General features: G+C 42.9%; 28 protein-coding genes and 1 riboswitch. Of the genes, 23 read left to right on the top strand and 5 right to left on the bottom strand.

Annotated elements, in window-relative coordinates:
- Window positions 1-151: 151 nt before the first annotated feature.
- The 4 genes from ACFO0S_RS08695 to ACFO0S_RS08680 all read left to right on the top strand — a co-directional run bounded on the left by ACFO0S_RS08695 (window position 152) and on the right by ACFO0S_RS08680 (window position 4,092).
- Window positions 152-1,114 carry an O-antigen ligase family protein gene (locus tag ACFO0S_RS08695; protein ID WP_378141475.1) on the top strand — a complete coding sequence of 321 codons (963 nt, stop codon included), beginning with the start codon at window positions 152-154 and terminating at the stop codon, window positions 1,112-1,114.
- The gene (locus ACFO0S_RS08690; protein ID WP_378141473.1) at window positions 1,044-2,078 is read left to right on the top strand and encodes a glycosyltransferase; all 1,035 of its coding nucleotides are present in this window, start codon (window positions 1,044-1,046) and stop codon (window positions 2,076-2,078) included. The genes ACFO0S_RS08695 and ACFO0S_RS08690 overlap by 71 nt, the downstream gene beginning before the upstream one ends.
- A 266-nt stretch (window positions 2,079-2,344) precedes the next feature.
- Complete coding sequence (locus ACFO0S_RS08685) at window positions 2,345-3,139, top strand: GNAT family N-acetyltransferase (RefSeq protein ID WP_378141472.1); 795 nt, start codon at window positions 2,345-2,347, stop codon at window positions 3,137-3,139.
- Window positions 3,097-4,092, top strand: a complete 996-nt coding sequence (locus tag ACFO0S_RS08680; protein WP_378141471.1) for a polysaccharide deacetylase family protein — start codon at window positions 3,097-3,099, stop codon at window positions 4,090-4,092. The genes ACFO0S_RS08685 and ACFO0S_RS08680 overlap by 43 nt, the downstream gene beginning before the upstream one ends.
- Here ACFO0S_RS08680 and ACFO0S_RS08675 read toward each other — a convergent pair.
- Window positions 4,066-5,280 (bottom strand): NAD(P)/FAD-dependent oxidoreductase, encoded by a 1,215-nt coding sequence (locus ACFO0S_RS08675; RefSeq protein WP_378141469.1) that lies wholly within the window; start codon window positions 5,278-5,280, stop codon window positions 4,066-4,068. The two genes, ACFO0S_RS08680 and ACFO0S_RS08675, sit on opposite strands and share 27 nt — an antisense overlap.
- A gap of 86 nt (window positions 5,281-5,366) precedes the next feature.
- On the opposite strand from ACFO0S_RS08675, the gene ACFO0S_RS08670 reads away from it, so the two are divergent.
- Window positions 5,367-6,233, top strand: a complete 867-nt coding sequence (locus ACFO0S_RS08670; protein WP_378141468.1) for a 5'-3' exonuclease — start codon at window positions 5,367-5,369, stop codon at window positions 6,231-6,233.
- Here the strand turns inward: ACFO0S_RS08670 and ACFO0S_RS08665 are convergent.
- The 3 genes from ACFO0S_RS08665 to ACFO0S_RS08655 are packed head-to-tail and all read right to left on the bottom strand — an operon-like array spanning window position 6,225 to window position 7,566.
- Entirely contained in the window at window positions 6,225-6,731 is a 507-nt protein-coding gene (locus ACFO0S_RS08665) for a C39 family peptidase (RefSeq protein WP_378141467.1), read from the bottom strand. The genes ACFO0S_RS08670 and ACFO0S_RS08665 overlap by 9 nt on opposite strands.
- 49 nt (window positions 6,732-6,780) lie before the next feature.
- Window positions 6,781-7,236 carry an STAS domain-containing protein gene (locus ACFO0S_RS08660; RefSeq protein WP_378141466.1) on the bottom strand — a complete coding sequence of 152 codons (456 nt, stop codon included), beginning with the start codon at window positions 7,234-7,236 and terminating at the stop codon, window positions 6,781-6,783.
- 9 nt (window positions 7,237-7,245) lie between these two features.
- Window positions 7,246-7,566 (bottom strand): thioredoxin family protein, encoded by a 321-nt coding sequence (locus ACFO0S_RS08655; protein WP_378141464.1) that lies wholly within the window; start codon window positions 7,564-7,566, stop codon window positions 7,246-7,248.
- 189 nt (window positions 7,567-7,755) lie between these two features.
- On the opposite strand from ACFO0S_RS08655, the gene ACFO0S_RS08650 reads away from it, so the two are divergent.
- From ACFO0S_RS08650 to sufB, 15 genes are all read left to right on the top strand, one after another.
- Entirely contained in the window at window positions 7,756-10,140 is a 2,385-nt protein-coding gene (locus ACFO0S_RS08650; protein WP_378141463.1) for a 3-hydroxyacyl-CoA dehydrogenase NAD-binding domain-containing protein, read from the top strand.
- A gap of 27 nt (window positions 10,141-10,167) precedes the next feature.
- Window positions 10,168-11,340, top strand: a complete 1,173-nt coding sequence (locus tag ACFO0S_RS08645; protein WP_378141462.1) for an acetyl-CoA C-acetyltransferase — start codon at window positions 10,168-10,170, stop codon at window positions 11,338-11,340.
- 15 nt (window positions 11,341-11,355) lie between these two features.
- The gene (locus ACFO0S_RS08640; RefSeq protein ID WP_378141461.1) at window positions 11,356-13,128 is read left to right on the top strand and encodes an acyl-CoA dehydrogenase family protein; all 1,773 of its coding nucleotides are present in this window, start codon (window positions 11,356-11,358) and stop codon (window positions 13,126-13,128) included.
- Between the two features lie 94 nt (window positions 13,129-13,222).
- Window positions 13,223-13,582, top strand: coding sequence for an arsenate reductase family protein (locus ACFO0S_RS08635; RefSeq protein ID WP_378141459.1), 360 nt, complete (start codon window positions 13,223-13,225; stop codon window positions 13,580-13,582).
- Window positions 13,583-13,652: 70 nt separating this feature from the next.
- On the top strand, window positions 13,653-14,030 hold the full coding sequence (gcvH, locus tag ACFO0S_RS08630; protein ID WP_378141457.1) for a glycine cleavage system protein GcvH: 378 nt from the start codon (window positions 13,653-13,655) through the stop codon (window positions 14,028-14,030).
- 210 nt (window positions 14,031-14,240) lie between these two features.
- On the top strand, window positions 14,241-14,531 hold the full coding sequence (locus ACFO0S_RS08625; protein ID WP_378141456.1) for a thioredoxin family protein: 291 nt from the start codon (window positions 14,241-14,243) through the stop codon (window positions 14,529-14,531).
- Between the two features lie 89 nt (window positions 14,532-14,620).
- Window positions 14,621-14,725, top strand: a riboswitch (SAM riboswitch).
- A gap of 116 nt (window positions 14,726-14,841) precedes the next feature.
- Entirely contained in the window at window positions 14,842-15,867 is a 1,026-nt protein-coding gene (locus ACFO0S_RS08620; protein WP_378141455.1) for a methionine ABC transporter ATP-binding protein, read from the top strand.
- Window positions 15,860-16,528 (top strand): methionine ABC transporter permease, encoded by a 669-nt coding sequence (locus ACFO0S_RS08615; RefSeq protein ID WP_378141453.1) that lies wholly within the window; start codon window positions 15,860-15,862, stop codon window positions 16,526-16,528. Before ACFO0S_RS08620 ends, ACFO0S_RS08615 begins: the two co-directional genes overlap by 8 nt.
- Window positions 16,529-16,553: 25 nt before the next feature.
- Window positions 16,554-17,381, top strand: a complete 828-nt coding sequence (locus ACFO0S_RS08610) for a MetQ/NlpA family ABC transporter substrate-binding protein (protein ID WP_378141451.1) — start codon at window positions 16,554-16,556, stop codon at window positions 17,379-17,381.
- A 134-nt stretch (window positions 17,382-17,515) separates the two neighbouring features.
- Window positions 17,516-17,713: a hypothetical protein gene (locus ACFO0S_RS08605; protein ID WP_378141449.1), complete on the top strand. Its 198-nt coding sequence runs from the start codon at window positions 17,516-17,518 to the stop codon at window positions 17,711-17,713.
- A 227-nt stretch (window positions 17,714-17,940) separates the two neighbouring features.
- Complete coding sequence (sufC, locus tag ACFO0S_RS08600; protein ID WP_378141448.1) at window positions 17,941-18,720, top strand: Fe-S cluster assembly ATPase SufC; 780 nt, start codon at window positions 17,941-17,943, stop codon at window positions 18,718-18,720.
- Between the two features lie 17 nt (window positions 18,721-18,737).
- On the top strand, window positions 18,738-20,045 hold the full coding sequence (gene sufD, locus ACFO0S_RS08595) for a Fe-S cluster assembly protein SufD (protein ID WP_378141446.1): 1,308 nt from the start codon (window positions 18,738-18,740) through the stop codon (window positions 20,043-20,045).
- Window positions 20,045-21,271: a cysteine desulfurase gene (locus ACFO0S_RS08590; protein WP_378141444.1), complete on the top strand. Its 1,227-nt coding sequence runs from the start codon at window positions 20,045-20,047 to the stop codon at window positions 21,269-21,271. Before sufD ends, ACFO0S_RS08590 begins: the two co-directional genes overlap by 1 nt.
- Window positions 21,261-21,713 (top strand): Fe-S cluster assembly sulfur transfer protein SufU, encoded by a 453-nt coding sequence (gene sufU / locus ACFO0S_RS08585; protein WP_378141442.1) that lies wholly within the window; start codon window positions 21,261-21,263, stop codon window positions 21,711-21,713. Before ACFO0S_RS08590 ends, sufU begins: the two co-directional genes overlap by 11 nt.
- 3 nt (window positions 21,714-21,716) lie before the next feature.
- On the top strand, window positions 21,717-23,114 hold the full coding sequence (gene sufB, locus ACFO0S_RS08580; protein WP_378141440.1) for a Fe-S cluster assembly protein SufB: 1,398 nt from the start codon (window positions 21,717-21,719) through the stop codon (window positions 23,112-23,114).
- 305 nt (window positions 23,115-23,419) lie between these two features.
- Here the strand turns inward: sufB and ACFO0S_RS08575 are convergent, their stop codons facing one another.
- Window positions 23,420-23,608, bottom strand: coding sequence for a hypothetical protein (locus ACFO0S_RS08575; protein WP_378141439.1), 189 nt, complete (start codon window positions 23,606-23,608; stop codon window positions 23,420-23,422).
- A 169-nt stretch (window positions 23,609-23,777) separates the two neighbouring features.
- Here ACFO0S_RS08575 and ACFO0S_RS08570 point away from each other — a divergent pair, with 169 nt between their 5' ends.
- From ACFO0S_RS08570 to ACFO0S_RS08560, 3 genes are read left to right on the top strand one after another with little or no spacing between them, the layout of a single operon-like run.
- Complete coding sequence (locus tag ACFO0S_RS08570; protein ID WP_378141438.1) at window positions 23,778-24,629, top strand: DUF72 domain-containing protein; 852 nt, start codon at window positions 23,778-23,780, stop codon at window positions 24,627-24,629.
- On the top strand, window positions 24,629-25,444 hold the full coding sequence (locus ACFO0S_RS08565; RefSeq protein WP_378141437.1) for a sulfite exporter TauE/SafE family protein: 816 nt from the start codon (window positions 24,629-24,631) through the stop codon (window positions 25,442-25,444). The genes ACFO0S_RS08570 and ACFO0S_RS08565 overlap by 1 nt, the downstream gene beginning before the upstream one ends.
- Window positions 25,445-25,454: 10 nt before the next feature.
- Window positions 25,455-26,810, top strand: coding sequence for a bifunctional metallophosphatase/5'-nucleotidase (locus ACFO0S_RS08560; RefSeq protein WP_378141436.1), 1,356 nt, complete (start codon window positions 25,455-25,457; stop codon window positions 26,808-26,810).
- The last annotated feature ends 13 nt before the right edge of the window (window positions 26,811-26,823 follow it).

Here is a 26,823-nt window from a genome sequence, read left to right as displayed (position 1 = left end):
TCTTTGTTTGTTCAGCCAGTTCTTTGTCATAAACGAACCCGCCATCAGTGATGGTTTGTTCGCGGCCTATCTACTCATACAAATTTCTACAGTCTTGCTGCTATTTCAAGTCTATCCCTTCATCCTTTTTTGGTTCCTAGCCAGTCATCTCTTGCCGCATCTTACTTATCACGTAACAATGGATGTCTTCTTTTATGGGAGCATCACATTTTATGGTGTGTTGTCATTGCTTGTCTACTCGAAATGGATGTCAGCCTATACCGAAAAGCAGACACAAAGGTTGCTCCGCTGTTTTGCAGGCTTCCATATAATTATGTTGGCAGCCATGTTTATAACTCTGTATCTATTTCCAGATGCTTCTGGACATCTTATGTATTATGACCGCTTGAAGGGATTTTTTAAAGATCCAAATGTCTTTGCGTCGTATCTATTACTTTCCTTCTTTTGGTTCATGTATGACATGAGATGGAACGTTATCGTTCGGGTGATGGGAATGTGTCTCGTTGGCGGTGCCATTTACTTTACTGGATCTCGTATCGCACTTCTATGTATGGTCATTCCGCTCGTACTTAAGTGGCGTGAAATGTCTCGAAGTAGTCAATTTCTTACGTTTGTTTTGTGTTTGGGCATAGGAAGTTATCTTTGGCTGGGGACAGAGAGATACACGTTGCAAGTGTACGATTTGACTCGTTTTCAAGTTCAGTGGGAGGCGTTACAGCTTGCGTGGCAGCACCCTTTTGGCATTGGGGCAGGAGAAGCCGAAGCAGCGCTGCATCACTCACCTCATCAGACGTATGTTCGAGTCTTGCTTGAAAATGGATTCCTTGGTCTGATTGGGTATCTTATTGCCATAGGTTTTCTATTCATGAAACTGGTCAAGACAAAAGAAACACTGGGCAAAGTAGGGCTGGCATTTATCGTCAGCCTGATTATCATGAATATGGTGATTGATACATTGCACTGGCGACATGCATGGATTTTTATAGGGATGGCTATAGGAAGGGGAGGGAGGCATCATTCGAATTGCTTTTTTAATCACACATATGCAACACATTGGAGGTGCGCAACAAGTCGTCCATCAACAAGCAGAAGCACTGGCTACAAAAGGCCATGACGTTCACGTACTGACGGCCCCAGATAGTGTCTATAAGGGAGCCTATCACCTGCATACGATTCCACATCTAAAAAGAAACGTATCCTTGCATGAAGATTGGAAGGCGGTCTGGGAAACGAGACAGAACTTACGTCGACTAAAACCAGATGTCCTCACTATTCATTCAACAAAAGCAGGAACCATCGGACGACTCGCTACAATAGGTACCGGCATTCCGAACGTCTATACCTTTCACGGAATATCCTATGTGACTACTGCTACTCGGGGGATGCGCATCCTTGGACGCCTTCATGAAAAACTATTTTCAACACTAACAGACCGATACATTTTTTTAACCAAGTATGACCAGAAAACGATGAGACTACCTGCTCGCAAATGTGCGATCATTCCCAACGGGATTCATGAAAAACCAATTTTAGTACGAGAGAATTATTCGGATGTTCTTCGACTTTTGTGGGTCGGAAGGCTTTCTCCACCCAAAGATCCATTACCCTTGATTGAAGCTCTTGCCAACTTCACTGACTCAAAGTGGAAGCTAGATATTGTGGGGACGGGAACGCTCGACCATGAGCTCACCAAGCGCATAGACGGATTAGGTCTTGCGGACCGTATTAAGCTGCACGGCGAGGTCAGTGATCCTCATCCATTCTATGAAGAATGTGATGTGGTTGTCTTGCTATCAAAGTCTGAAGGGATTCCACTGGTCCTACTAGAAGCCATGGCTCATCAAAAACCCATTATTGCTTCAGCGACAAATGGGATTGAAACAATCATTGAAGAAGGGCAGACCGGGTACATTGTCCGCCAGACAATTCAGCCTTATTTAGACTATGTTTTCAAGCACTCAGACAAGTTGGAGATTATGGGAAAGAAGGGGTATCAACGTTTCCGCAAACACTTTACATTCCACCAGATGATACGGGCTACCGAAGACCTTCTCTCCGAAGTAGCCAAGAAGAAATGATAGTCGTACGTTGGAAATCGAAATCGGACTGGCTACTATTAGAATCTTCCTGGAGAGCTCTTGAAACAGACGACTGCCCCTTTCAGAGTTGGGAATTATTTCATAGTCGAATGGACGATTGTTCGCTCGTTTTAGAGTTTCGGTTGCATCACCAAACAATCGCTATCCTGCCTCTGAAACGTACAGGATTCCGTACCTATTCCACCTTGTGTACCCGCGATTTTAATTATATCTGTTTTGTGTGTAATCTTCAGAATGTAAGGGATGTGACTAGTCATTTTTCGGACTGGCTTAGTCGCCACGGATCCGTCGCACTTCTAAAGGGTCTACGTTCTTGGAGTGAGCTCGACAGAGAATTCAGTAAGGCGCTTCAAGAATCTTGCCAAGCTTCTAAAATCTTTCACGTTCCTGTCCTACAAGTTACAGAAGACGCATTGGATGAATACTATTTTGCGAGAAAACGAAAGCATCATACATTACGCAGAAGAGAAAAGAAGTTAGAAAAAATCGGGAAAGTAGAACTGGTTGAGTTGCAGGTTTCCGAATTTGAACAAATGGTTGCGGTTCATCAAAAACGCTGGCAGACGCGCCGTGATACAAGTGGACTAATGGACCCCAAAAAGCAAGCGTGGTTAAAGTCCGTTTGGCAACAAGGCGGGGAATCTTTTCAAGTCCATACTTTTGGACTTAAAATCGAGGAACAAGTGATTGCTTTTCAGTACGACTTTGAAATGGCTGATGGTGTCATTGGTTATTGGACAGGTTTTGACTCGGACTATTCAAAATACGCACCTGGATTTCTGCTGCTTGAAAAGAGCTTAAGGCACTGGAAAGCGAAAGGGAAAACATTGGTGGATTTTAGTGTAGGGTATGAAGCTTATAAAGAACAATGGGCTAGTCGAGAGGAATATACAGAAACCATCCTTTGCAGTCCGCACAAATGGAAATTTGGGTATCAACGATTTTTATTTCATCAACACCTTATTCACAGGTTGAAATCGTCACCGGAAGTGGTCCAGTGGGTACGAAATCATGGCAAGATTCTAAAATGGATTCGATAGGAGGAAACAAAGTACCGCCAAGTAGCTTATTAATCTCACTAGATGTTGAACTACAGTGGGGATTCTATGACCTACCGTATCGTCTGACTCCAGCTGAAGTTCGTAATATACCTCAAGTTATTGAAGAGATGCTGGGGCTGTTTCAACAGCATCATGTAAAAGCTACCTGGGCCGTTGTAGGTGCACTTGCTTGCCCAGATGCTCCGACATTAATCGAGGAACTCACCACCATTCCTTTTCAATATCAACGTGAATCTTGCCACCCTTTAGGGATTCGTGAAGAAATAGGAGCCGCGTTGGTAGGCTTTGTTGCACCAGGGATTGTAGAGAAGTTACGAAAGGCACCTGAGCAAGAAATCGCTTGTCATACATTTAGTCATTTTTATGCGCAGGAACTTCCATTTTATGAAGAGGCATTTCGGAAAGACTTGGAGCTGTGCAAGAAATGGCTTCCCGAGGCGAAGACACTTATTTTTCCGAGGAATCAGCACTTTCCCCGAGCAGTAGAGATTGCCCAAGAAGCCGGACTTCCCATTGTTCGTTCAAATCCTTCTCACTGGCTTTACCGAGTGAACTCCTCTAGGAAAGATGGGCATCTAAAACGCATCATGCGACTAGCCGACCATTATTTCCCGCTTGCAGGGCACCACTTTGTTCACCAAAAGGGACCGGAAATTAGCTATAGTCGCTTCTTCCGGCCCATCCAGCCCATTTCTTATTTAGAACATCGCAAAGTGGACCGTATCTGTCAAAGTCTCTCTGTAGCAGCTGTCACAGGAAATAGCTATCACTTATGGTGGCATCCACATAATTTCGCTAAGTACCCGAAAGAAAGCTTAAAACAGCTTGATCACATTCTGAGTCACTATCACTTTCTTCATGAAACACATGGTATGCAAAGCCATACACTTCATGATTTCTACCAATTATCGCACGCCGCACTTCCGGTTTAATTGAACAATCTCCGCATCCGAATTGACGTTTCCGTTCATCAAATCTCCAAGAATCACAGAACCGAGCATACTATAAACGGTTCCATTCCCACCATAACCTAATAAATAATAATGGTTCGGCTTCGTCGGGTGTTCGCCAATGAATGGCAAGTTATCGATGGATTCTCCAAAGCTCGCTGCGTAACAAGCATCGATCTCAAACGTCTGATCAGGGAAGTGTTCATGGAGTGCATCAAGCAGCTTTTGGCCGCGTTCCTCGAGGAGTTCATTTGAAAAAGGTGCTTCCGGTTTGTCCTCATCAAGACCACCAATGACAACGGTGTTTTCTTCCGTTAATCTCATATAAAGGTAGGGCCGTTTCGTTTCCCAAATCAACGCGCGTTCATGCCATTCGCTGATCTTTTCAACAGGCTTAGTGACAATCGCATACGAACGATTAATGTCAGCACCAATCCGTTCTCCTACAGGAACGGTCTCATACCCTGTCGTGTAAACAACTTGTTTTGCCCGGAATAGATGCGTTGACGTTCGTATTTCAATTCCTTGTGATGTGTCTAAGACATTTTCTACATCTGTAAAAGGGTAGAGGTGGACACCATGATTTTCTGCTAAACGTAACACACCTTGTACAAATTTGAGTGGATTGATTTCAGTATCTTGATGAGTAATGAGTGCTGCAGGTTTAGAGAAAGGAAGATTGTTTTCGAACTGCTGTTGATCCCAATATTCACATGGGAAGCCGTATTTCGAAAGTGTTTCAAATTCTTTTTGAAGCTTCGGGACATCCTCTACTGAACTGGCGTAGCAAATACTTGGCCTACGAATGAAATCCGCACGCCCCGATAGATGACCTGCTACTTGGTCTAGTTGGTCCATGGCTTCTAGACAGAGCTCATAAAAGCGGACAGCCGGCCGTTCGCCGATTTGATCGATGAGTTCGTGCAACATGATATCGTTCGAATATTGAAGAAGTCCTGTATTCGCACTCGTACTTCCCGTTCCAAATTGTCGTTTGTCGACGACCGCAACTGTCTTTCCTTGTTTTGCGAGTTGGTAGGCAGTTAAAGAGCCTGACATACCACCTCCGATGACGACGACATCATACCACTCTAATTGCTCATGAACTGGTTGAGGTTCAAAGGGTTCAGTTGTCTGGGGCCAGTATAACTTGCCGTTATGTATATGCATGTGAGTTCCTACTTTCCACTTGTAATGACTCCCTATACCCACTCTTTGAATTGCGTTAAACTAAGAGGAGATAGGGAGGAATTCACATGCAAAAACCACATGTTCTCGTCATCGATGGAATGGCGCTTTTGTTCCGTTCATTTTTTGCGACAGCGATGTCAGGAAACTACTTTATGAATGAAAAAGGTTTACCTACGAATGCTGTTCAGGGATTTGCACGACACGTACTAACAGCAAGGGGTCTCTTTGCTCCGAGTCATGTCGTAATCACCTGGGATAAGGGCATGCATACATTCCGCAATGACTTATTCGGGGGCTATAAAATCAATCGCCCTGCCCCTCCGCAGGAAATGGTGCCACAGTTTGATATGGCCCAAGAGTTGTCAAAGGAACTCGGCTGGATCAATTTAGGCGTCGTGGGAATGGAGGCGGACGACACAATTGCCTCTGTCCTTCAGAAATGGGAACAAGAAGCACATTTCACGGTTGTGAGTGGAGATAAGGATTTGCTTCAATTATTACGTCCGGATGTGACGTTACAGTTCACAAAAAAAGGCTTCTCTATTTATGATACGTATCACGAGCAACGATTCCGAGACGAATACGGCATTGCTCCTCAGCAGTTTCCGGATGTAAAGGCCTTTATGGGGGATAGCAGTGATGGGTATCCAGGAGTTAAAGGGATTGGACCCAAAACAGCACTACAACTTATCCAAACTTATGGGGACGTAGACGGTGTGCTAGCATCGCTTCACGAGTTGAAACCAGGTCAGCGAAAAAAAATAGAAGAAGCGGGTGAGCTTCTTCACGTATCCAAACAATTGGCAGTGATTCGCAATGATGTGCCAATTGACGTAAGTTTAAATGATTTATATTGGGAGCAAGCTCCTGCAAGTGCAAGAGATTTTTGTAACGAACACGGCTATCGTCAAGTGCTACGTCATTTAATTTAAAGGTGTAAACCGAATGAACGTTATAATCTCATGATTTGGACCGTACGGAATTTTCCGTACTCGACTATTGCGATTGCGTCCGCCGTTATCGTGGATGTACAGGTACAATTGATCCTGTTCGAGTTCATAGCCAATAAGAGGAACCCAGTGGTAGGAAAAGCTAAACGTACCGAACCATCTGAATGAAAAATACTTATCAAATTTCATCGCAACGATTCGGCCCTGATCAATTTCAGATAAAGCTTCTTTTAACGAACAACGCTGAACGTCATAGGAAGGGCCGAGGAACCGTTGCATATAACGAATCATCCGGTGTGTAAACAATCCGATACGTGTTCCTTTTAGTTGCCGGTAGAAATCGTTCACGGTCCATTGTTCTTTACCTAATTCGCGAGCAATGATATAGGCAGTGACAGGTCCACAAGCAGATGAGTGATAGGCGGTATCGATGGATGCGTGATATTGTGACATACCCTCTACTTGAAGTATCTTCTTCATAGTTCAGCACCTCTTTCAGATTGAAAAAAACGCACCCAATAAGGTGCGCTTAGAGAGACTTGTTTGTTTCTGCTAGAAGTCCTTGAAGGGCGGAACGGAAAGATTGGAACGTCTCAATCTCTACGTGGACACCTGCACGAACGATTTCTTGAATCAGACGAGGGGTAAAGCCAACATAAATAGGGCGGATACCCATCAGTTTTAATGAACTGTTTAAATTGGAGATCGCCATAGCTAATTCATTGTAATCCATTGAAGAAAGATTATCAGTCGACACTCCTGTATAATCAAAAATCACATTTTCAACTTCTCGGTGTTCGGAAATATAATGTAAAGTAGACGATTGAATATTGTTAAAACGTTCTCGGTAAATATAACCTGCTACAGGAACTAATATTGTTTCAGGTACAATGGATGGAATAATGGGTGAAGACATCGAATAGACGATGCTTTTATAATATTCCAGGTCCTCACGTAACTTGATAATTTCTTGTTCCGTCGTCATGAGTTTCTCCTATTCGTTTACCGACTCTAGGAAGTCAGTCACTTGTTCAGGGGACTTAGCATTCGCACTGTGGAGATGAGCTGTTTTCTTACCGTCTTTAAAAATCAGTAGACTTGGAATACCCATCACTTCGTACTTTTCAGCGATTTCAGGAAGCTCATCACGGTTCACATCATACCATGTATACTTGCTATACTTTTCTTCGATCGGGTCGATGAACATATCCATACGACGGCAGTCCGGACACCAGCCTGCTTGGAATTTAACTAATACCTCATTTCCAGATTGAATGACTTCATTAAATTGTTCTTTTGTTTTAATTGCTTCCATTGTTGGCAACTCCTTTTTATCTAGTACCTTTAGTTTACAACAATTAGGTTAAAAGACAAATGCAATGCTCTAACAATAGTATTGCGAAAATTTAAAATATGTTCTACACTAGAGTCATAGACGAGCGTTCTATTTTTTTTACCCTTAAAATGAATGAGTATTCATTCAAAGTAGAAGGAGGCCAATTCTGTGTCATATCAAATTAAAAAAGCAGCTGTCATTGGATCAGGAGTCATGGGGTCAGGAATTGCTGCACATTTAGCAAACAGTGGGATCGCTACTTATTTGCTTGATATTGTTCCAAGTGAAGTACAACCAGCTGATGCAGCTAAAGGGTGGACGAAAGAAACGCCTGCATTCAGAAGTTCAATCGCAGCAGGTGCTTTGCAAAAATTGCTGAAACAAAAACCTGCACCACTTACGGCGAAAAAGAATCTAGCCCTAATAACACCCGGAAATTTAGAAGATGACCTTGAGAAGCTATCAGAAGTCGATTGGGTCATTGAAGTGATTGTTGAAAACTTAGAGGTCAAACAACAATTGTTTGCACGCATTGATAATGTGGTGAAAGCAGAGACAATTGTAACTTCGAATACATCTGGTATCAGCATCGAAGCTATGCTTGATGGACGTAGTGAATCATTCAAGACTCATTTCCTGGGCACTCATTTCTTCAATCCGCCGCGCTATCTAAAACTTCTTGAAGTGATACCTGCTTCCACAACGAAACCGGAAGTCGTTGAATTCATGAAGTCGTTTGGGGAAGATGTTCTTGGAAAAGGCGTGGTCCTTGCAAAGGATACACCAAACTTTATTGCGAATCGGATTGGGACATATGGACTTTTAGTCACTCTTCGCGAAATGCAAAAGCGTGGATTCTCTGTTGGGGAAGTAGATTCGGTTACTGGACCTGTGATTGGACGTCCTAAGTCAGCTACTTTCCGTACATTAGATGTTGTAGGTCTTGATACTTTCCTGCACGTTGCAAAAAATGTCTATGATCAAACGAGTGGGGAAGAGCAAGAGGTATTTAACCCACCGGCATTCTTAAAGCAAATGGTCGAGAACAAGTGGCTTGGTGCTAAATCAGGTCAAGGGTTCTTTGTGAAAAAAGACAAAGAAATTTTTGAATTAAATCCGGAAACAATGGATTATGAGCCTGTGAAAAAATTGAAAACGCCTTCACTAGAGATGGCGAAGCAAGAAAAAGGTTTAGTGAACAAGGTGAAATCTCTCGTATACGCAAAGGATCGTACAGGAGAGTTGCTGTGGAACATTTTTAATCCAGTTCTTCGCTACTCAGCAGAACTACATGGTGAAATTGCAGACGATATCGTAGCCATCGACCAAGCGATGAAATGGGGCTTCGGCTGGCAGCAAGGACCATTTGAAACATGGGACGCAATCGGTGTCCAAAAATCAGTGGGTCGTATGAAAGAAGAAGGTCACGCGATTCCTGCATTTGTCCAGTCACTTCTTGATCAAGGATTTGATTCCTTCTATAAAGAAGAAGACGGTGAACTGTACTTCTTCACAGGAAACGGTTACGAACAAGTGCCAACAAGTGAAAAAGCAATTGATTTAAAGGCATATAAAAAGAAACATGGCGTCATCAAAAAGAACAGTGGTGCGAGTCTGATTGATTTAGGAGATGGGATTGCCTTACTTGAATTCCACTCTCAGTCCAACTCCATTGGGCCAGACATTCTTCAGATGATCAACTTCGCTGTCGATGAAGTGGAGAAGAACTATAAAGGACTTGTTATCGGAAACCAAGGGAAAAACTTCTGTGTGGGTGCGAACCTTGGCATGATTTTAATGGAAGCTCAAGATGACAATATTTTTGAACTTGATTTCATTGTCCGCATGTTCCAACAAGCGATGCTGAAAATTAAATATTCGACGAAACCAGTCGTTGCAGCACCATTCGGAATGACACTAGGTGGTGGCGCAGAAGTCTGCTTACCAACCGCACATATCCAAGCGTCTACTGAGACGTATATGGGCTTAGTTGAAGCCGGCGTTGGTCTCATCCCTGGTGGGGGCGGTAACAAAGAGCTATATATCAAACACTTGAGTTCTCTTCCGAACAACGTGAAAGTGGATTATGTAGAAGTTGCAACGACGGTCTTTGAAACAATCGCGATGGCGAAAGTATCCACTTCCGGTGAAGAAGCACGCGAAAATAACTTTTTAAATCAAGCAGATGGCGTGAGTGTGAATCCAGATCACTTACTTTATGATGCAAAACAAGCGGCTCTACATCTTTATGATTCTGGTTATAAAGCACCTGTACGCGAGAAAGTGCCGGTATCTGGTGCACCAGGTTATGCAACCATGCTGGTCGGTGCAGAAGGCATGCGCTTATCTGGATACATCAGTGACCACGATATGAAGATTGCAAAAAAATTAGCGTATGTGTTAGCTGGTGGAGAAGTGCCGTACGGAACACTTGTAGACGAAGAGTACTTACTGAACTTAGAGCGCGAAGCTTTCTTAAGCCTCGTCGCAGAACCAAAATCTCAGATGCGTATGCAGCACATGCTCGTAAAAGGCAAGCCGCTTCGTAACTAACCGAACGTCTAAAGGAGGAAACAACCAATGCGTGAAGCAGTATTAGTAGCAGGAGCCCGTACGCCAATCGGCAAAGCGAAAAAAGGCTCTTTGGCCCATGTGCGTCCTGACGATTTCGGAGCACTTGTGGTAAAGGAAACACTCCAACGTGCAGGCTATGAAGGGCCAATAGATGACTTGATCATGGGCTGTGCGATGCCTGAGGCAGAACAAGGAATGAACGTGGCTCGTAATATCGGTGCACTTGCGGGCCTTCCAGATACAATACCAGCACTTACTATCAACCGATTCTGTTCATCAGGACTACAATCGATTGCGTATGCATCTGAGCGAATTATGGTCGGTCATGCTGAAGCCATCATCGCGGGCGGGGTCGAATCGATGAGTATGATACCGATGACAGGCAACACACTTCGTCTGAACCCAAAGCTTGCAGAGACAGCACCTCAATATTACATGGGGATGGGGCATACAGCAGAACAAGTTGCGATGAAGTACGGCATCAGCCGTGAAGATCAAGATGCGTTTGCTGTTGAGTCACATAAACGTGCAGCGGCTGCGATAGCAGCAGGTAAATTTAAAGATGAAATCGTCCCAGTCGAAGTCACAGATCACTTTGTGGATGGCAAAAATAAAGCCGCGACAAAAACACGTCTGTTCGATATGGATGAAGGGGTTCGCGAAGGAACAACTGTGGAAACATTAGCGAAACTACGACCAGCCTTCAATGTTCGCGGGACAGTTACAGCAGGGAATGCATCTCAAACATCTGATGGTGCAGGAGCAGTGCTCGTGATGGACCGTGAAGTGGCGGAGGCGCAAGGGTTAAAGCCACTTGCGAAGTTCCGCGCATTTGCTACAGCGGGCGTAGCTCCAGAAGTCATGGGGATTGGTCCTGTGGAGGCGATTCCGAAAGCATTGAAGCTCGCTGGTCTATCGATTGAGGATATTGATGTTTGGGAACTTAATGAAGCATTTGCTTCTCAGTCCCTACAAATCATTCGTCAATTAAATTTAGATGTCACGAAGGTCAACGTAAATGGTGGCGCTATTGCACTTGGCCATCCACTTGGGGCGACAGGTGCTGTATTGACACTGAAAATGATTCATGAATTAAAACGCCAACAAAAGCAATTCGGTGTCGTAACGATGTGTATCGGCGGCGGTATGGGTGCAGCAGGCGTATTTGAAATACTATAAGAGGGGGACATGACTATGTCACAAGCAGTAAAAGGTGGAGCGTTTTTAATCGAAGATATTACGGCGGACCGTGTATTTACACCAGAGGACTTCTCTGATGAGCAAAAGATGATTGCAAAAACAACCGAAGATTACGTGAAAAATTCGGTACTTCCGGTTGTGGAGAACTTAGAACACCACGAATTCGAACATTCGGTCCGTTTATTGAAAGAAGCTGGCGAGTTAGGTTTATTAGCAGCCGACATTCCGGAAGAGTATGACGGACTTGGTCTTGATAAAGTATCATCTGCACTTATTGCGGAAAAAATGTCTGTAGCGGGCGGTTTCTCGATTACACACGGAGCTCACGTTGGGATTGGTTCCTTACCAATCGTACTTTTCGGGAACGAAGAACAAAAGAAAAAATACTTACCTTATTCAGCTACTGCTGAAAAGATCTTCGCTTATGCATTGACTGAGCCAGGTTCAGGTTCGGATGCACTTGGTGCGAAAACGACTGCGAAACTAAATGCAGAAGGTACACACTATGTACTGAACGGTGAAAAGCAGTGGATCACGAATGCGGGCTTTGCTGATGTATTCGTTGTATATGCAAAAATTGATGGCGAGCAGTTTACTGCATTCATCGTAGAAAAGGACTTCCCAGGTGTTTCAGTAGGGGCGGAAGAGAAGAAAATGGGAATTAAGTCATCTTCGACTCGTACATTAATTTTAGAAGATGCCCAAGTTCCTGTGGAGAACTTACTAGGTGATGTAGGTCGTGGACACATCATTGCGTTCAACATCTTAAACATTGGTCGGTATAAGTTAGGGGTAGGTACTGTGGGTGGCGCAAAACGTGCACTTGAACTCGCAATTGCATATACAAATCAACGTCAACAATTCAAGACGCCACTTTCGTCGTTTAATTTAACCAAACAAAAGCTTGCAACGATGGCATCAAAACTCTATGCGGCGGAGAGCTTGATTTACCGCACAGTAGGGTACTTTGAAGATCGCATGAATGAACTTTCAGAAGAAGCACAAAAAGACGGAAAAGAGGTTGCTGCAGCAATCGCAGAGTACGCAATCGAGTGTTCAATCAACAAAGTGGTCGGTTCAGAAGTTCTTGACTACATTGCAGACGAAGCAGTTCAACTTCATGGTGGATATGGGTTTATGCAAGAGTACGAAGTGGAACGTATCTATCGTGACTCACGCATTAACCGAATCTTCGAAGGTACGAATGAAATCAACCGGATGATCGTTCCTGGCACGTTTTTGAAGAAAGCTATGAAAGGTGAGTTACCACTCCTTCAACAAGCGATGAAGCTGCAGGAAGAGCTTCTCATGATGATGCCGGAAGAAGTGGGCGACGAACCACTTGCAAAAGAAAAAGTACTCGTGAAAAATGCGAAGAAGATTGGTCTACTTGCAGCAGGTATGGCAGCACAACGATACGGTGCAAAACTTGATGCAGAGCAAGAAGTTCTAGTGAACATCGCAAACATTGCGAACAATCTATTTGCTATGGAATCAGCTGTGCTACGTACGGAAAAAGCTCTTGGAAAAGTAGGGGCTGACAAAGCAGCTCAAAAACTTCTATACACAGAGATCTATTGCCAAGAAGCCTTCGAGGAGATCGAAAAGTATGCGAAAGATACACTTCTTGCAGCAGTGGAAGGCGATAACCAGCGCATGATGCTCTCTGCACTTCGTAAATTGACACGTAACACACCATATAACTTGGTAACGAAAAAGCGTGAAGCTTCTGTGAAGCTAATTGACGCTGAAAAATACATCGTTTAACAAATAGTATCCCTGCACTGTCGCGTGCAGGGATTTTCTTCTGCCCGAAACCTCGGTATACTTAACATAGAATTGAACCAGAGGAGGAATCAAAATGGCAATTGATATGTATGGCTATCCGAAATGTACAACATGTAAAAAGGCGGAAAAGTGGATGAAAGACCAAGGGATTGATTATACATACCATCACATCGTAGAAGACCCCCCAAACCGTGAATTAGTAAAAGAGATGGCAGAAAAGCACGGACTGGAATTGAAAAAATTGTTTAATACAAGTGGTCAGAAATACCGTGAACTTGGTTTGAAAGATAAGCTTTCTAACATGTCACATGAGGAAAAACTAGATGTGTTAACTTCTGATGGGATGCTCATCAAGCGTCCGTTCACTACCGATGGCGAAAAAGTGACTGTCGGCTTTAAGGAAGCGGATTTTGAGGCTGTGTGGCAAAAATAAGAGCTTGTCGAAATGATTGAATTGTGTCACTATTAAAGAGAAAATTGCAGATGTCGAGAGGAGATTAATGATGAGTATCCCTAAAGAACTTCGTTATTCTAAAGACCATGAGTGGGTAAAGCAAGAAGACGGTACAGCGACAATCGGAATTACAGATTTTGCTCAATCTGAGTTAGGTGACATCGTATTCGTTGAACTACCAGCTGTAGGCGACGAAATTAAAGCAGGCGACGCTTTTGGAAGCGTAGAGTCTGTTAAAACGGTTTCTGAGCTTTATGCGCCAATTAGCGGTAAAGTGGTGGAAGTCAATGAATCATTAGAAGACAATCCGGAATTCGTCAACGAATCTCCTTATGAAAATGCATGGATGATTAAAGTAGAACCTTCAGATGCTGGAGAGTCCGATGCATTATTGTCTGCTGAGCAGTACGAAGAATTCATTAACTAATACTGTGTGGCCCGCCAGTTGGCGGGCTTTTTTCTGGTTAAGGACGGTTTCCGCGTCAATGGCGATGATTTCCGCACCAATATGGCTGTTACCGCAACTAACGAGCCGTTCCTACACCAAACCTCCCACCTGTCCCATCTCACGAAAGCATTTCCCTTGTCATCCTCGCAGTGATTTGCTACTTTAAATCAAGTAAAGGTGGAGAAAATCGTGATTGAAACAACCTATGCCGACTGGAAACAAGAGCAAATGAAATGGCTTTATATTTATACGCCGATGTGCGGAACATGCCAAGTCGCATCTAAGATGCTTACGGTATGTGAAGAAGTCCTTCAACAGCCTATCCCGCAATTGAATGCCAACTATGCGCCGGAGCTCATGCATGAAGAGCAAATAGAAAGTGTACCTTGTTTATTACTTAGAAATGATCAAGGAGAGTACTTAAAAATATATGCATTTCAGTCTGTGCCATATCTACTAGAACAAATGAATGAAACATAATAAATTTCTGTGATAAAAAATAGTTGACGCATAAAAACGGCTGTGGTACTATTCGATTACTGACAATAATACTAATTGAATATGCGTCGCTCTTATATAGAGAGGTGGAGGGAAGTGCCCGATGAAGCCCGGCAACCGTCACGAAAGTGAAATGGTGCCAAGTCACGCAAAGCTAGCGCTTTGGAAGATGAGAGAATGGATATACGTTGAATAAACGATGACCCTTTCTGTCTTTGCGCAGAAAGGGTCTTTTTGCATATTAGCTGAATCCAGACACCCGATAATAACAAGGAAAGGAGGCGGCGCGCATATGATTCAATTACAAGATGTCTTTAAAAAATATACAACGTCAACTGGCCATGTAGTCGCTGTTGACAATGTATCACTCTCTATTCAAGAGAGTGAAATTTATGGGATTATCGGTTACAGTGGCGCAGGAAAGAGTTCTCTTATCCGCTTACTTAATGGACTAGAGCGTCCGACAGCGGGTTCCATTCAAGTCAATGGAAAAGAAGTATCGAACCTGTCTTCCAAACAAATGAGACAGTTCCGGCAAAAAGTGAGTATGATCTTTCAACATTTCAACTTGCTGTGGTCGCGTACCGTTGAAGAAAACATTGCGTTTCCTCTTGAGATTGCAGGTGTTTCCAAAGAAGAACGCGATACACGAGTAAAAGAGCTCGTTGCACTGGTTGGTCTTGAAGGCCGCGAAAAAGCGTATCCTTCTCAGCTATCTGGAGGGCAAAAACAACGTGTCGGTATTGCACGAGCGCTTGCCAATCGACCGGAAGTGTTACTATGTGATGAAGCCACTTCTGCACTCGATCCTGAAACGACAGACCAAATACTGGACTTGCTCGTAACAATCAACAAACAACTGGGATTAACCATTGTTCTGATTACCCACGAGATGCACGTCATCCAAAAGATTTGTCACCGCGTCGCTGTGATGGAAAATGGTGTAGTCGTCGAAGAAGGGAAAGTCATCGACGTCTTTAAAAACCCCCAAAAGGCGATTACGAAACGATTCGTTTCACAAATTTCTGATGGTGCTCACTACTCAGATACGGTCGATCACTTCTTAGACATGTACCCGAATGGCAAGTTGATCCGCTTAACATTTGTTGGCGATCAAACCGATCAACCACTCATTGCACGCTTAATCAAGCAATATGAACTGGAAGTGACCATTGTTCAAGGGAATATTACACAAACTCAAAATGGCGCACTAGGAACATTACTGCTACACATTGATGGTGACGCATTATCTATTGATGAAGCGTTAAGTTTCCTCCATGCGCAAAAAGTACAATCGGAGGTCATACACCATGATTGAGAATCTCTTTCCAAATGTGGACTGGCCAAAGATGTGGGAAGCAACTTACGAAACGCTCTATATGACAGCTATTTCTACATTGTTAACATTTGTTTTTGGCTTAGCCATCGGACTTATACTCTTTCTAACAAGTCCTCATCAGGTATGGTCAAATAAAATGGCGAACTGGTTGACCGGCGCACTCGTCAACATTTTCCGGTCTATCCCGTTTATTATTTTGATCATCTTATTAATTCCATTTACTAAATTTTTACTCGGTTCAATTCGAGGACCCAATGCTGCATTTCCTGCTCTGATTATTGGAGCTGCACCATTCTACGCACGCATGGTTTTAATTGCATTAAAAGAAATTGACAAAGGTGTTCTTGAAGCTGCGAAGTCTATGGGAGCTACGACATGGACGATCATTCGCAAAGTTCTCCTTCCCGAATCGATGCCGGCTATTGTCTCTGGTATTACAGTCACATCGATTGCCCTTGTTGGATACACAGCTATGGCAGGTGTCATTGGAGCGGGCGGACTAGGTACACTTGCTTTCTTGGATGGGTTCCAGCGTAATCAGACTGATGTCATGATTGTCGCAACCATCATTATTTTACTCATTGTATTTATCATTCAGTGGCTAGGCGACTGGATCACAAACCGCTTAGATAAACGATAACAAGAGAACAGAGGAGAGTTTACTTATGAAAAAATTAGCAACAGGATTGGTACTTGGAGCAGGAATTTTAACTTTAGCAGCATGTGGATCAGAAGGCGGTTCAGGAGCTGAGGGAGAGAACACAACACTAACAGTGGGTGCTTCTAACGTACCTCATGCTGAAATTTTAGAGCAAGTTCAACCTATTTTAGAAGAACAGGGAATTGAACTTGTGATTGAAGCTTACCAAGATTATGTATTACCTAACCAAGATTTAGATAGCGGCGACTTAGATGCGAACTACTTCCAACACATTCCTTACCTAGAGGCTCAAATCAGTGAATTCGGCTATGATTTTGTCAATGCAGGTGGAATCCACATTGAACCAATCGGTTTATATTCTAAAAAGTTTGATTCTATAGATGAACTTCCAGATGGAGCAACAATCTTAATGAGTAACGCTGTACCAGATCATGGTCGCGTGCTTTCTATGTTGGAACAAGCAGGATTAATTACACTTGCAGAAGGTGTTGAAAAAACAGCAGCAACAATTGAAGACGTTGTTGAAAATCCTAAGAATTTAAACTTCGATCCAAACTACGAAGCGGCACTTCTTGTTCAAATGTATGAACAAGAAGAAGGTGATGCAGTATTAATCAACTCAAACTATGCACTTGATGCCGGGTTAAACCCAATTGAAGATTCAATTGCGATTGAAGATTCAAACTCACCATACGTGAACGTTATTGCAGTTAATGCAGGTGACGAGGAAAACGATGCAATTAAAGCTTTAGTAGAAGCTCTTCGCTCAGATGAAATCCAAAACTTCATTTTAGAAGAGTGGGGCGGATCTGTCGTTCCAGTAACTGAATAAGGTAATGAAGCTGTCTTGCCCCGTGCAAGGCAGCTTTTTTTATACTATGACAAAAGGGCCAAATTTCCATTTATCAGTTTCATTCGAGTTTCAGTGGGTATACACTAAGTAACGTAAGATACTAACTGAAGGGAATGATTCTTATCAAACCAGAAGGACAGCCTTACACGGAAAAAATGAACTTAGCTTTTCGTGATGCACACGGTTTCGGTTATGATGAAATGAGACAAAGCGAAGATTTACGTATGAAAGTGGAACAACGCCGCCAGCGTGACCACGAAAAAAGCATGCGAATCGCAGCTCAAATCGGTGCACAAGCCCACAGAGGATAATAAATAAAATGTCTAACAAGCCTGTAGAATGTTGATTCTACAGGCTTCTTTCTATCTTATTGCTGATATTAATTCTCAATTAGAGAGTTGTAATTGAAAATGAGAAAATGCAGGATTCATAAGGATTTAAATGATTTGCAGTGACTCTGTTTCTGCGGTAAGATTAGAATGATAATAATTTAGAATGGGTTCATTCCGTTCAAAGTTGAAGATATGGAGGGTATACAATGTCAACATTGGTTATTCAAGATTTGCACGTCTCCATCGACGGCAAAGAAATTTTAAAAGGTGTGAATTTAACACTTAATACAGGTGAAATCCACGCGGTCATGGGACCTAATGGTACTGGTAAATCAACACTTGCTTCGGCAATTATGGGTCACCCGAAATATGAAGTGACATCTGGAACTGTTACATTAGACGGCGAAGATGTACTTGAAATGGAAGTAGACGAACGTGCGAAAGCGGGTCTTTTCTTAGCGATGCAATACCCAAGTGAAATCACTGGGGTAACAAATGCAGATTTCTTACGTTCATCCATCAATGCACGACGTGAAGAAGGCGATGAAATTTCACTTATGAAATTTATCCGTGAAATGGATAGCAAAATGGACTTCTTAGAAATGGATCAAGATATGGCACAACGTTACTTAAACGAAGGGTTCTCAGGTGGAGAAAAGAAACGTAATGAAATTCTTCAACTGATGATGATCAAACCATCATTTGCTATTTTAGATGAAATCGATTCTGGTTTAGATATCGATGCTCTTAAAGTTGTTTCTAAAGGAATTAACGAAATGCGCGGAGAAGGTTTCGGTAGCTTAATCATCACTCACTACCAACGCCTATTAAACTACATCACGCCAGATCACGTTCACGTGATGATGCAAGGTCGCGTGGTTAAATCCGGTGGTCCTGAGCTTGCACATAAACTAGAAGCACAAGGGTACGACTGGATTAAAGAGGAACTTGGGATTGAAGACGAAACTGTTGGGCAAGAAGCATAAGAGAGGAGACAGTCAGCATGACGGTTGAAACGATTTTAGCGGTAACAGAGCAAGATATCCGTACTTACTCTGAAAAAATGCAAGAACCGGGATGGATGACAGATTTCCGCTTAGACGCTCTTGCGAAAGCAGCGGAACTGCCAATGCCTGAACCGGATAAAACAAATATCACAAGCTGGGATTTCTTAAGCTTTCCACTCCATACTATCGAAAGTGAAGCATATGCATCGCTTGATGCACTTCCTGCAGAAATTCAGTCATTAATTGATTCAGATAATCAAAAAACACTTTATATTCAGCGTAACAATACACCTGCATTTTCTTCGATTTCTCCGGAACTTCAAGAAAAAGGTGTCATTGTAACGGATCTTCACACAGCGATTCGTGAGCATGCAGACCTTGTGAAGAAGTATTTCATGACAGATGCTGTAAAAGTCGATGAGCATAAATTAACAGCGTACCATGCAGCACTTGTTAACGGTGGCGCATTTATCTATGTTCCCCAAGGTGTAGAAGTGAATGAAGTTGTTCAAGTTATCTATGTACAAGATCAAGAAGATGTATCTCTTTTCAATCACACACTTGTAGTAGCTGAAGCGAATACAAAATTGACATATGTCGAAAACTACTTATCAACATTTGAAACGGCGACAGGTCAAGCGAACATTATTTCTGAAGTTCTAGCGAAAGACAACGCTAAAATTACCTATGGTGCAGTAGATGTTCTTGCAAAAGGTTACACAGCGTATGTGAACCGTCGTGGAATTGCGGACCGTGATGCAGTGATAGAGTGGGCATTAGGCATGATGAATGACAGCAACACGATTTTTGAAAATGTGACTCACTTGGTTGGTGACAACTCAGAAGGACATGTGAAAACAGTGGTTGTCGGTCGAGGCGACCAGAAGCAAAACTTTACGACGAAAGTCATTCACTGGGGTAAGCATTCAGAAGGTCAAATTCTGAAACACGGTGTCATGAAAGATTCCGCTTCTTCTATTTTCAACGGAATTGGAAAAATCGAACACGGTGCTTCGAAATCAAACGCTGAACAAGAATCACGCGTCTTGATGCTATCTGAAAAAGCTCGTGGAGATGCAAACCCAATTCTCTTAATTGATGAAGACGATGTTACAGCAGGTCACGCAGCTTCTGTTGGTCGCGTAGACCCTATGCAAATGTACTACTTGATGAGTCGCGGGATTTCAAAGAAAGAAGCAGAGCGCTTAATCATTCATGGATTTTTAGCGCCTGTAGTACGTGCACTTCCGGTTGAAGGTGTGAAGAAGCAGCTGACGGAGGTCATTGAAAGGAAAGTGCGCTAATGAATACAGATATTCGAAGCAGTTTTCCCATTTTAAATCAAGAAGTGAATGGTCATCCCCTTGTCTACTTAGATAGTGGAGCCACTTCGCAGAAACCGCAGTCGGTCATTGATGCTTTAAAAGCGTATTACGAATTCGATAACTCGAATGTACACCGTGGAGTTCATACACTTGGAAATCGTGCAACGGAAAGCTATGAAGGCGCACGTGAAAAAGTTCGTGGCTTTATTAATGCGAACTCGACAAAGGAAATTGTCTTTGTACGTGGGACGACAACAGCTATTAATACGATTGCTGCAAGTTATGGCGATGCGAATGTTTCTGAAGGGGATGAAATTGTCATCACCTATATGGAACACCATTCAAATATTATTCCGTGGCAGCAACTTGCTAAGCGTAAGAACGCTACACTTAAATACATTGAACTTGAAGAGGATGGAACGATTTCTCTTGAAAATGTACGAAAAGTGGTGACGGACAAGACAAAAATTGTCTCCGTAATGCACGTTTCGAACGTTCTCGGTGTCATGAACCCTATTCAAGAAATCACGCAAATCGCTCATGAAAATGGTGCCGTCATGGTTGTAGACGGAGCGCAGGCTGCTCCTCATATGAAAGTAGATGTGCAGCAGCTCGATTGTGATTTCTACGCATTCTCAGGACATAAAATGTGTGGTCCTACAGGAATTGGTGTCATGTATGGAAAAGAGCACCATCTTGAGAAGATGGAGCCAGTTGAATTTGGTGGAGAAATGATTGATTTTGTTGGTCTCCATGACTCTACGTGGAAAGAGCTTCCTTGGAAATTTGAAGGGGGCACTCCTATCATTGCCGGTGCTGTTGGACTTGCAGCCGCCATTGATTTCTTAGAGTCTATCGGACTTGATAAAATCGAGCAGCATGAACATGAACTGGCAGCCTATGCAATGGAAAAGATGTCTGAAATCGAAGGAATGACGATCTATGGTCCGAAAGATCCTTCGAAACGTGCTGGTATTGTCACGTTCAATTTAGATGATGTCCATCCACACGATGTTGCGACTGTATTAGATATGCAAGGAATTGCAGTTCGTGCAGGGCATCATTGTGCACAGCCTTTAATGAAATGGCTCAACGTTTCCGCAACGGCACGTGCAAGTTTCTACTTGTACAATACGAAGGATGATGTTGATCGTCTCGTAGAAGGCCTGCAGAAAGCAAAGGAGTATTTCAACGATGTCTATTAATTCAAATTTAGATCAACTCTATCGCCAAGTGATTATGGATCATTATAAGAATCCACGTAACAAAGGGTCTCTTGGAGAAGAAGCAGTTACTGTCGACATGAACAATCCCACATGCGGGGACCGAATTCATTTGACCCTTCAAGTAGAGGATGGCATTATTCATGATGCGAAATTCGACGGGGAAGGCTGCTCCATCTCCATGTCTTCTGCATCTATGATGACGCAAGCTGTTAAAGGAAAAACGGTGGAAGAAGCAATGAAACTTTCCGAAATTTTTTCTGACATGATGACAGGGAAAGACTATGATGATTCCATCGACTTAGAAGATATTGAAGCTTTAAGTGGTGTTTCCAAATTTCCAGCACGCATTAAATGTGCGACGCTTTCGTGGAAAGCGATGGAAAAGGGAGTTCACCAGCAAAATCAAGGAACGGAGGAATAAACAATGGCTAAAAAAATGCCTGAAATCGGCGATTATAAATATGGCTTCCATGACAAAGACGTATCGATTTTCCGTTCTAAACGCGGTTTGACACGTGAAATTGTTGAAGAAATCTCTCGTATGAAAGCAGAGCCTCAGTGGATGCTCGACTACCGTCTAAAAGCATTGGATATTTTCTATTCGAAGCCAATGCCACAATGGGGTGGGGAGCTCGGAGAATTGAATTTCGACGAGATTACGTATTATGTAAAACCTTCCGAACAGACAGAACGTTCGTGGGATGAAGTACCAGAAGAAATCAAGCGTACGTTTGACAAACTTGGTATTCCAGAAGCAGAACAAAAGTATCTAGCAGGTGTCTCTGCTCAGTACGAATCAGAAGTGGTCTACCACAATATGAAACAAGAACTTGAGGATCTTGGCATCGTCTTTAAAGATACAGATTCAGCTCTTCGTGAGAACGAAGACATTTTTAAAGAGTACTGGGGCACAGTTATCCCAGCATCTGATAACAAATTCTCTGCACTGAACTCAGCTGTATGGTCGGGTGGATCCTTCATATATGTTCCGAAAGGAATTAAAGTTGACACACCTCTACAAGCCTATTTCCGCATCAATTCGGAAAATATGGGGCAGTTCGAGCGTACGCTCATCATCGTTGATGAAGGCGCATCTGTTCATTATGTAGAAGGATGTACAGCGCCTGTTTACACAACAAATTCTCTACACTCTGCAGTGGTAGAAATCATTGTTAAAAAGGACGCATACTGCCGTTACACAACGATTCAAAACTGGGCAAATAACGTATATAACCTAGTTACTAAACGTACAGTTGTGGAAGCGAACGGTACGATGGAATGGATCGATGGAAACATTGGGTCTAAACTTACAATGAAATACCCTGCATGTATTCTTAAAGGGGAAGGCGCTCGTGGAATGACCTTATCCATCGCTCTAGCAGGTAGAGGGCAACATCAAGACGCGGGTGCGAAAATGCTTCACTTAGCGCCAAACACGTCTTCGACGATTGTTTCGAAATCTATTTCGAAGCAAGGCGGAAAAGTAACGTATCGCGGAATTGTCCGATTCGGTCGTAATGCACATGGTGCACGTTCAAACATCGAATGTGACACATTGATTATGGATAATGAATCAACGTCTGATACAATCCCTTACAACGAAATCATGAATGACAATATCTCTCTTGAGCACGAAGCGAAAGTTTCAAAAGTCTCTGAAGAGCAATTGTTCTATCTTATGAGCCGTGGATTAAGTCAAGAAGAAGCGACAGAAATGATTGTTATGGGATTCATTGAACCATTCACAAAAGAGCTTCCAATGGAATATGCCGTAGAAATGAATCGTCTGATTAAATTCGAGATGGAAGGTTCTATCGGATAAAGTTTGAAAGAGGCGGGGACTAAACCTAGCCCCTAACTGAAGAAAAGCGCGTCCCGCAGAATTTTCTGTGGGACGCGTTTTTTGTGTACAAAAATAAGGACAACTTCTGATAGAAGTGAGTCACCACAACAAAATCCAAATCGAAAGAAGTCTCCTTATGTTAAAGAATTATTTCAAACAGCCGATCTGATATTCCATGAAAATAAAGGGAATGGTGGAGATTATACGGATGAGGTTGTAAATGTTACAATATCAGATGTGAAATAGTTCAAAAAGGTCCGGCCAGGGTTTTTGGCCGGATTTTCTTATTTTTGATACGTACTGAGCCAGCTATCAATATATTCCTTTTGAAACGAATAACGTTTACCGAAGGAAACATAATGTGGAATCACTCGTTTTTCAATTAAAGATAAGATTTCTGCTTCTGAAAAATCATGATTTCCTTGCTGGTTCAGATAAGCAAGAAGTGCCTCGATTCCGTAGAATCTTTCCATCTTGTCACCTCCCGCCAAGTACTCCTACAACATAAGAGCACTTAGCATGAGTTACGAGATGTGCACTTTCTATAGCGTTAAAATACCCCCTTGTCCATTTTGTAAACCACGTGTCATTTGCAGCTAGATAGGGAATGAAAATGGTACACTAAGAAGAAGAGGTGAGTGTATGATTCAGATTGGACTCACAGGGTGGGGAGACCATCCCGATCTTTATCAAAGCAATTCCAAACAAAAGCTGCAAGATTATAGCGCCCATTTTCCGGTCGTGGAACTCGATGCCATGTTTTATGCGGTGCAACCGAAACGAAACAATGATAAATGGATAACGGAAACACCGTCTGATTTTCAATTCATCATTAAAACCTATCAACAATTGACCGGCCATTTGCGAGGGGACAGTCCGTTTGACTCACTGGATGATGCATTTGAAGCATACCGAGTAGCGGTTCGTCCATATAAAGAGGCTGGAAAACTAGGAGCCGTTCTCGCGCAGTATCCGCCCTGGTTTGACTGTACAAAGGAAAATGTAGATACCCTCCGACAATTGCGCGACCAATTAGAAGAATTCGATGTCGCCATTGAATTTCGTCATCAATCTTGGTATGAAGACCGGTATAGAGATAAGACATTTGATTTTTTGCGTGAGCATCACTTTATCCATAGTATCTGCGACGAACCCCAATCCGGGGAAGGAAGTATCCCTTTTATAAATGAAGTGACTGCACCAAAAGCACTTTTCCGTTTTCATGGGCGAAATGTTGCTGCGTGGCAAACACCTGTAAATCGAAAAAATTGGCGTGAAATTCGCTATCTCTATGATTATAATTCACAAGAATTAAATGAACTTGGAAAAGCCGTCGAAGAAGCAGGCAAACAAGCAGAGCAGACGTTTGTGCTGTTTAATAACAATTCCGGCGGACATGCAGCAAAAAATGCAAAAAAACTGCAACAGCTACTCGATGTCGAATTTGTTGGGTTGGCACCAAAACAACTAGATTTGTTTGGAGGAAATGAGTAATGGAATGGGTATTATTAGTCGCTGCGGGTCTCTTTAGTGGAATCGTTGGTGCTTTGGTTGGTTTAGGGGGCGGAATCATCTTGGTTCCTGCAATCGTCTATCTAGGCGCTATAGGGTGGCTTGAAGGAATCACTCCACAGACAGTCGTTGGTCTTTCTGTCCTCATGATGATTTTTACGGGATTGTCATCGACTCTAGCCTATATGAAAAAGAATACGGTCGACTTTAAAAGTGGATTTATCTTTTTTGCCGGAAGTGCTCCAGGAACGGTTATAGGTGCTTTCGTTAACAAAGGGCTCGACCTTCCCTCCTTCCAACTTTACTTTGGTGTAATGATGGTATTTATCTCCATATTACTTCTTCTTCGGAAGTGTTTGAAGCCGGTCCGCTGGTTTGTTGATCATGGAAAACAGACGACATTAACAGTTGCTCGTGGTACGTATGTGTATGGCTACCCGATCTGGTTTGCCCTGCTTCTTACCTTCATAATCGGATTCAGCTCAGGACTTTTTGGAATTAGTGGTGGTGCGATGCTTGTCCCTGCCATGATACTACTGTTCTTGTTCCCACCACATTTGGCAGTGGGTACGTCTATGTTCATGATCTTTTTATCCGCACTTGTCAATTCCGTGACGCATATTTCACTTGGAAACGTACCGTGGCTCTATACCATTCCGGTTATCCCAGCAGCTTATATCGGAGCAAAAGTGGGAGCATACTTAAACCAACGATTGAATTCAGAGCACCTTGTCGTTGCTCTGCAAATCGTCTTATTGCTCTTCGGCATTCGTTCGATTTATGAAGGTATTATGTAGGAGGTCATCGATGAGTACACTGCATATCATACATACCAATGACTTACACAGTCACTTTGAAAATTGGCCAACAATTGTCGCGGAGATTCAGTCCTTTCAAGCCTCTCTAACGAAGGATGACGAAGTCCTACTGATCGATTTAGGTGATCATTTAGACCGATCACATATCTTTACAGAAGCTACTGCTGGAAAAGGCAATGTGCGCCTACTGAATGAAGTAGGGTACAATTATGTCACAATAGGTAATAATGAAGGAATCACACTCTCTCATGAACAACTCGATCATTTATACGATGATGCGACTTTTCAAGTCGTGTTATCCAATTTTTTTACGAGTGATGGCAATCGCCCAGAATGGGTTCAGCCCTATCACATTTATACCACTTCGTGCGGTAAACGGATTGGCCTTTTTGGCCTTACAGCAGCTTATGACGAGTATTATCAACAACTAGGATGGCATGTCTCGAATCCTATCGAAGCGGCTGAAGAAATGCTACAAGAGTTCAATGGAAATGTTGATCTCATCGTATGCCTAGCTCATGTCGGGCGAAGTTATGAAGAAGAGCTTGCCGAAAGGTTTCCAGAAATCCAGTTAATCCTCGGGGCACATACCCATCATTCGTATCCGAACAATTTTAAGTTGCATACTACTTCTCTATCTGCAGGTGGAAAATGGGGGCAATTTTTAGGCATTGCCACGATTGATTTTACACACACGTCTTCAGAAATCACCACGCAACTGATTTCCATTACAAACAAAGTAACGGAATCAGAGTCGACTATAGAAATACTTGAAAGCCTTACTGCAGAAGGCGAGGAACTCTTACAAATCCCTGTCTTTATGAACGAAGAACTACTTGAGCCGAATTTGTCCATGGACTCATCATTAAACCAACGACTTGGCGATGCACTGATCACGTACACAGGAGCCGATTGTGCACTGTATCCGGCAGGTCTTCTGTTAACAAACTTATTTCCGGGAGAAGTGTCTGCCAAGATGATGCATGACTTGCTTCCTCATCCGATAAATCCGTGCCTGATTACTTGCACGGGAGCGAACTTAATCGAAGCTTATAGGATTGCTCAAAATGAGAAATGGCCGACACTTGAAGTCAAGGGGCTTGGTTTCCGTGGCAAACAACTTGGCCGCCTGTTGTTCCGCCGATTCGAAAAAAGGCAAGAGGGGTACTATGTGGCAGATAAACCTCTAGAACTCACAAGGACCTATCAACTCGTCACGGTGGATATGTTTACATTTGGCTACTTCTTTCCAAGATTTAAAGAACTTCCGAAAACATATTTCATGCCGGAAACCATTCGAGATGTATTCATTGCTTATGCTTCCGGTAGGTTAGAAAAAGAATAGGTAAGAGGCGTAT

Origin of the sequence: Chryseomicrobium palamuruense (genome assembly GCF_042649045.1) — a bacterium.
In the GTDB taxonomy this organism is placed as follows: domain Bacteria; phylum Bacillota; class Bacilli; order Bacillales_A; family Planococcaceae; genus Chryseomicrobium; species Chryseomicrobium palamuruense.
Note: the sequence above shows the minus strand (reverse complement) of the source record. Positions and strands in the feature narration are given on the sequence as shown.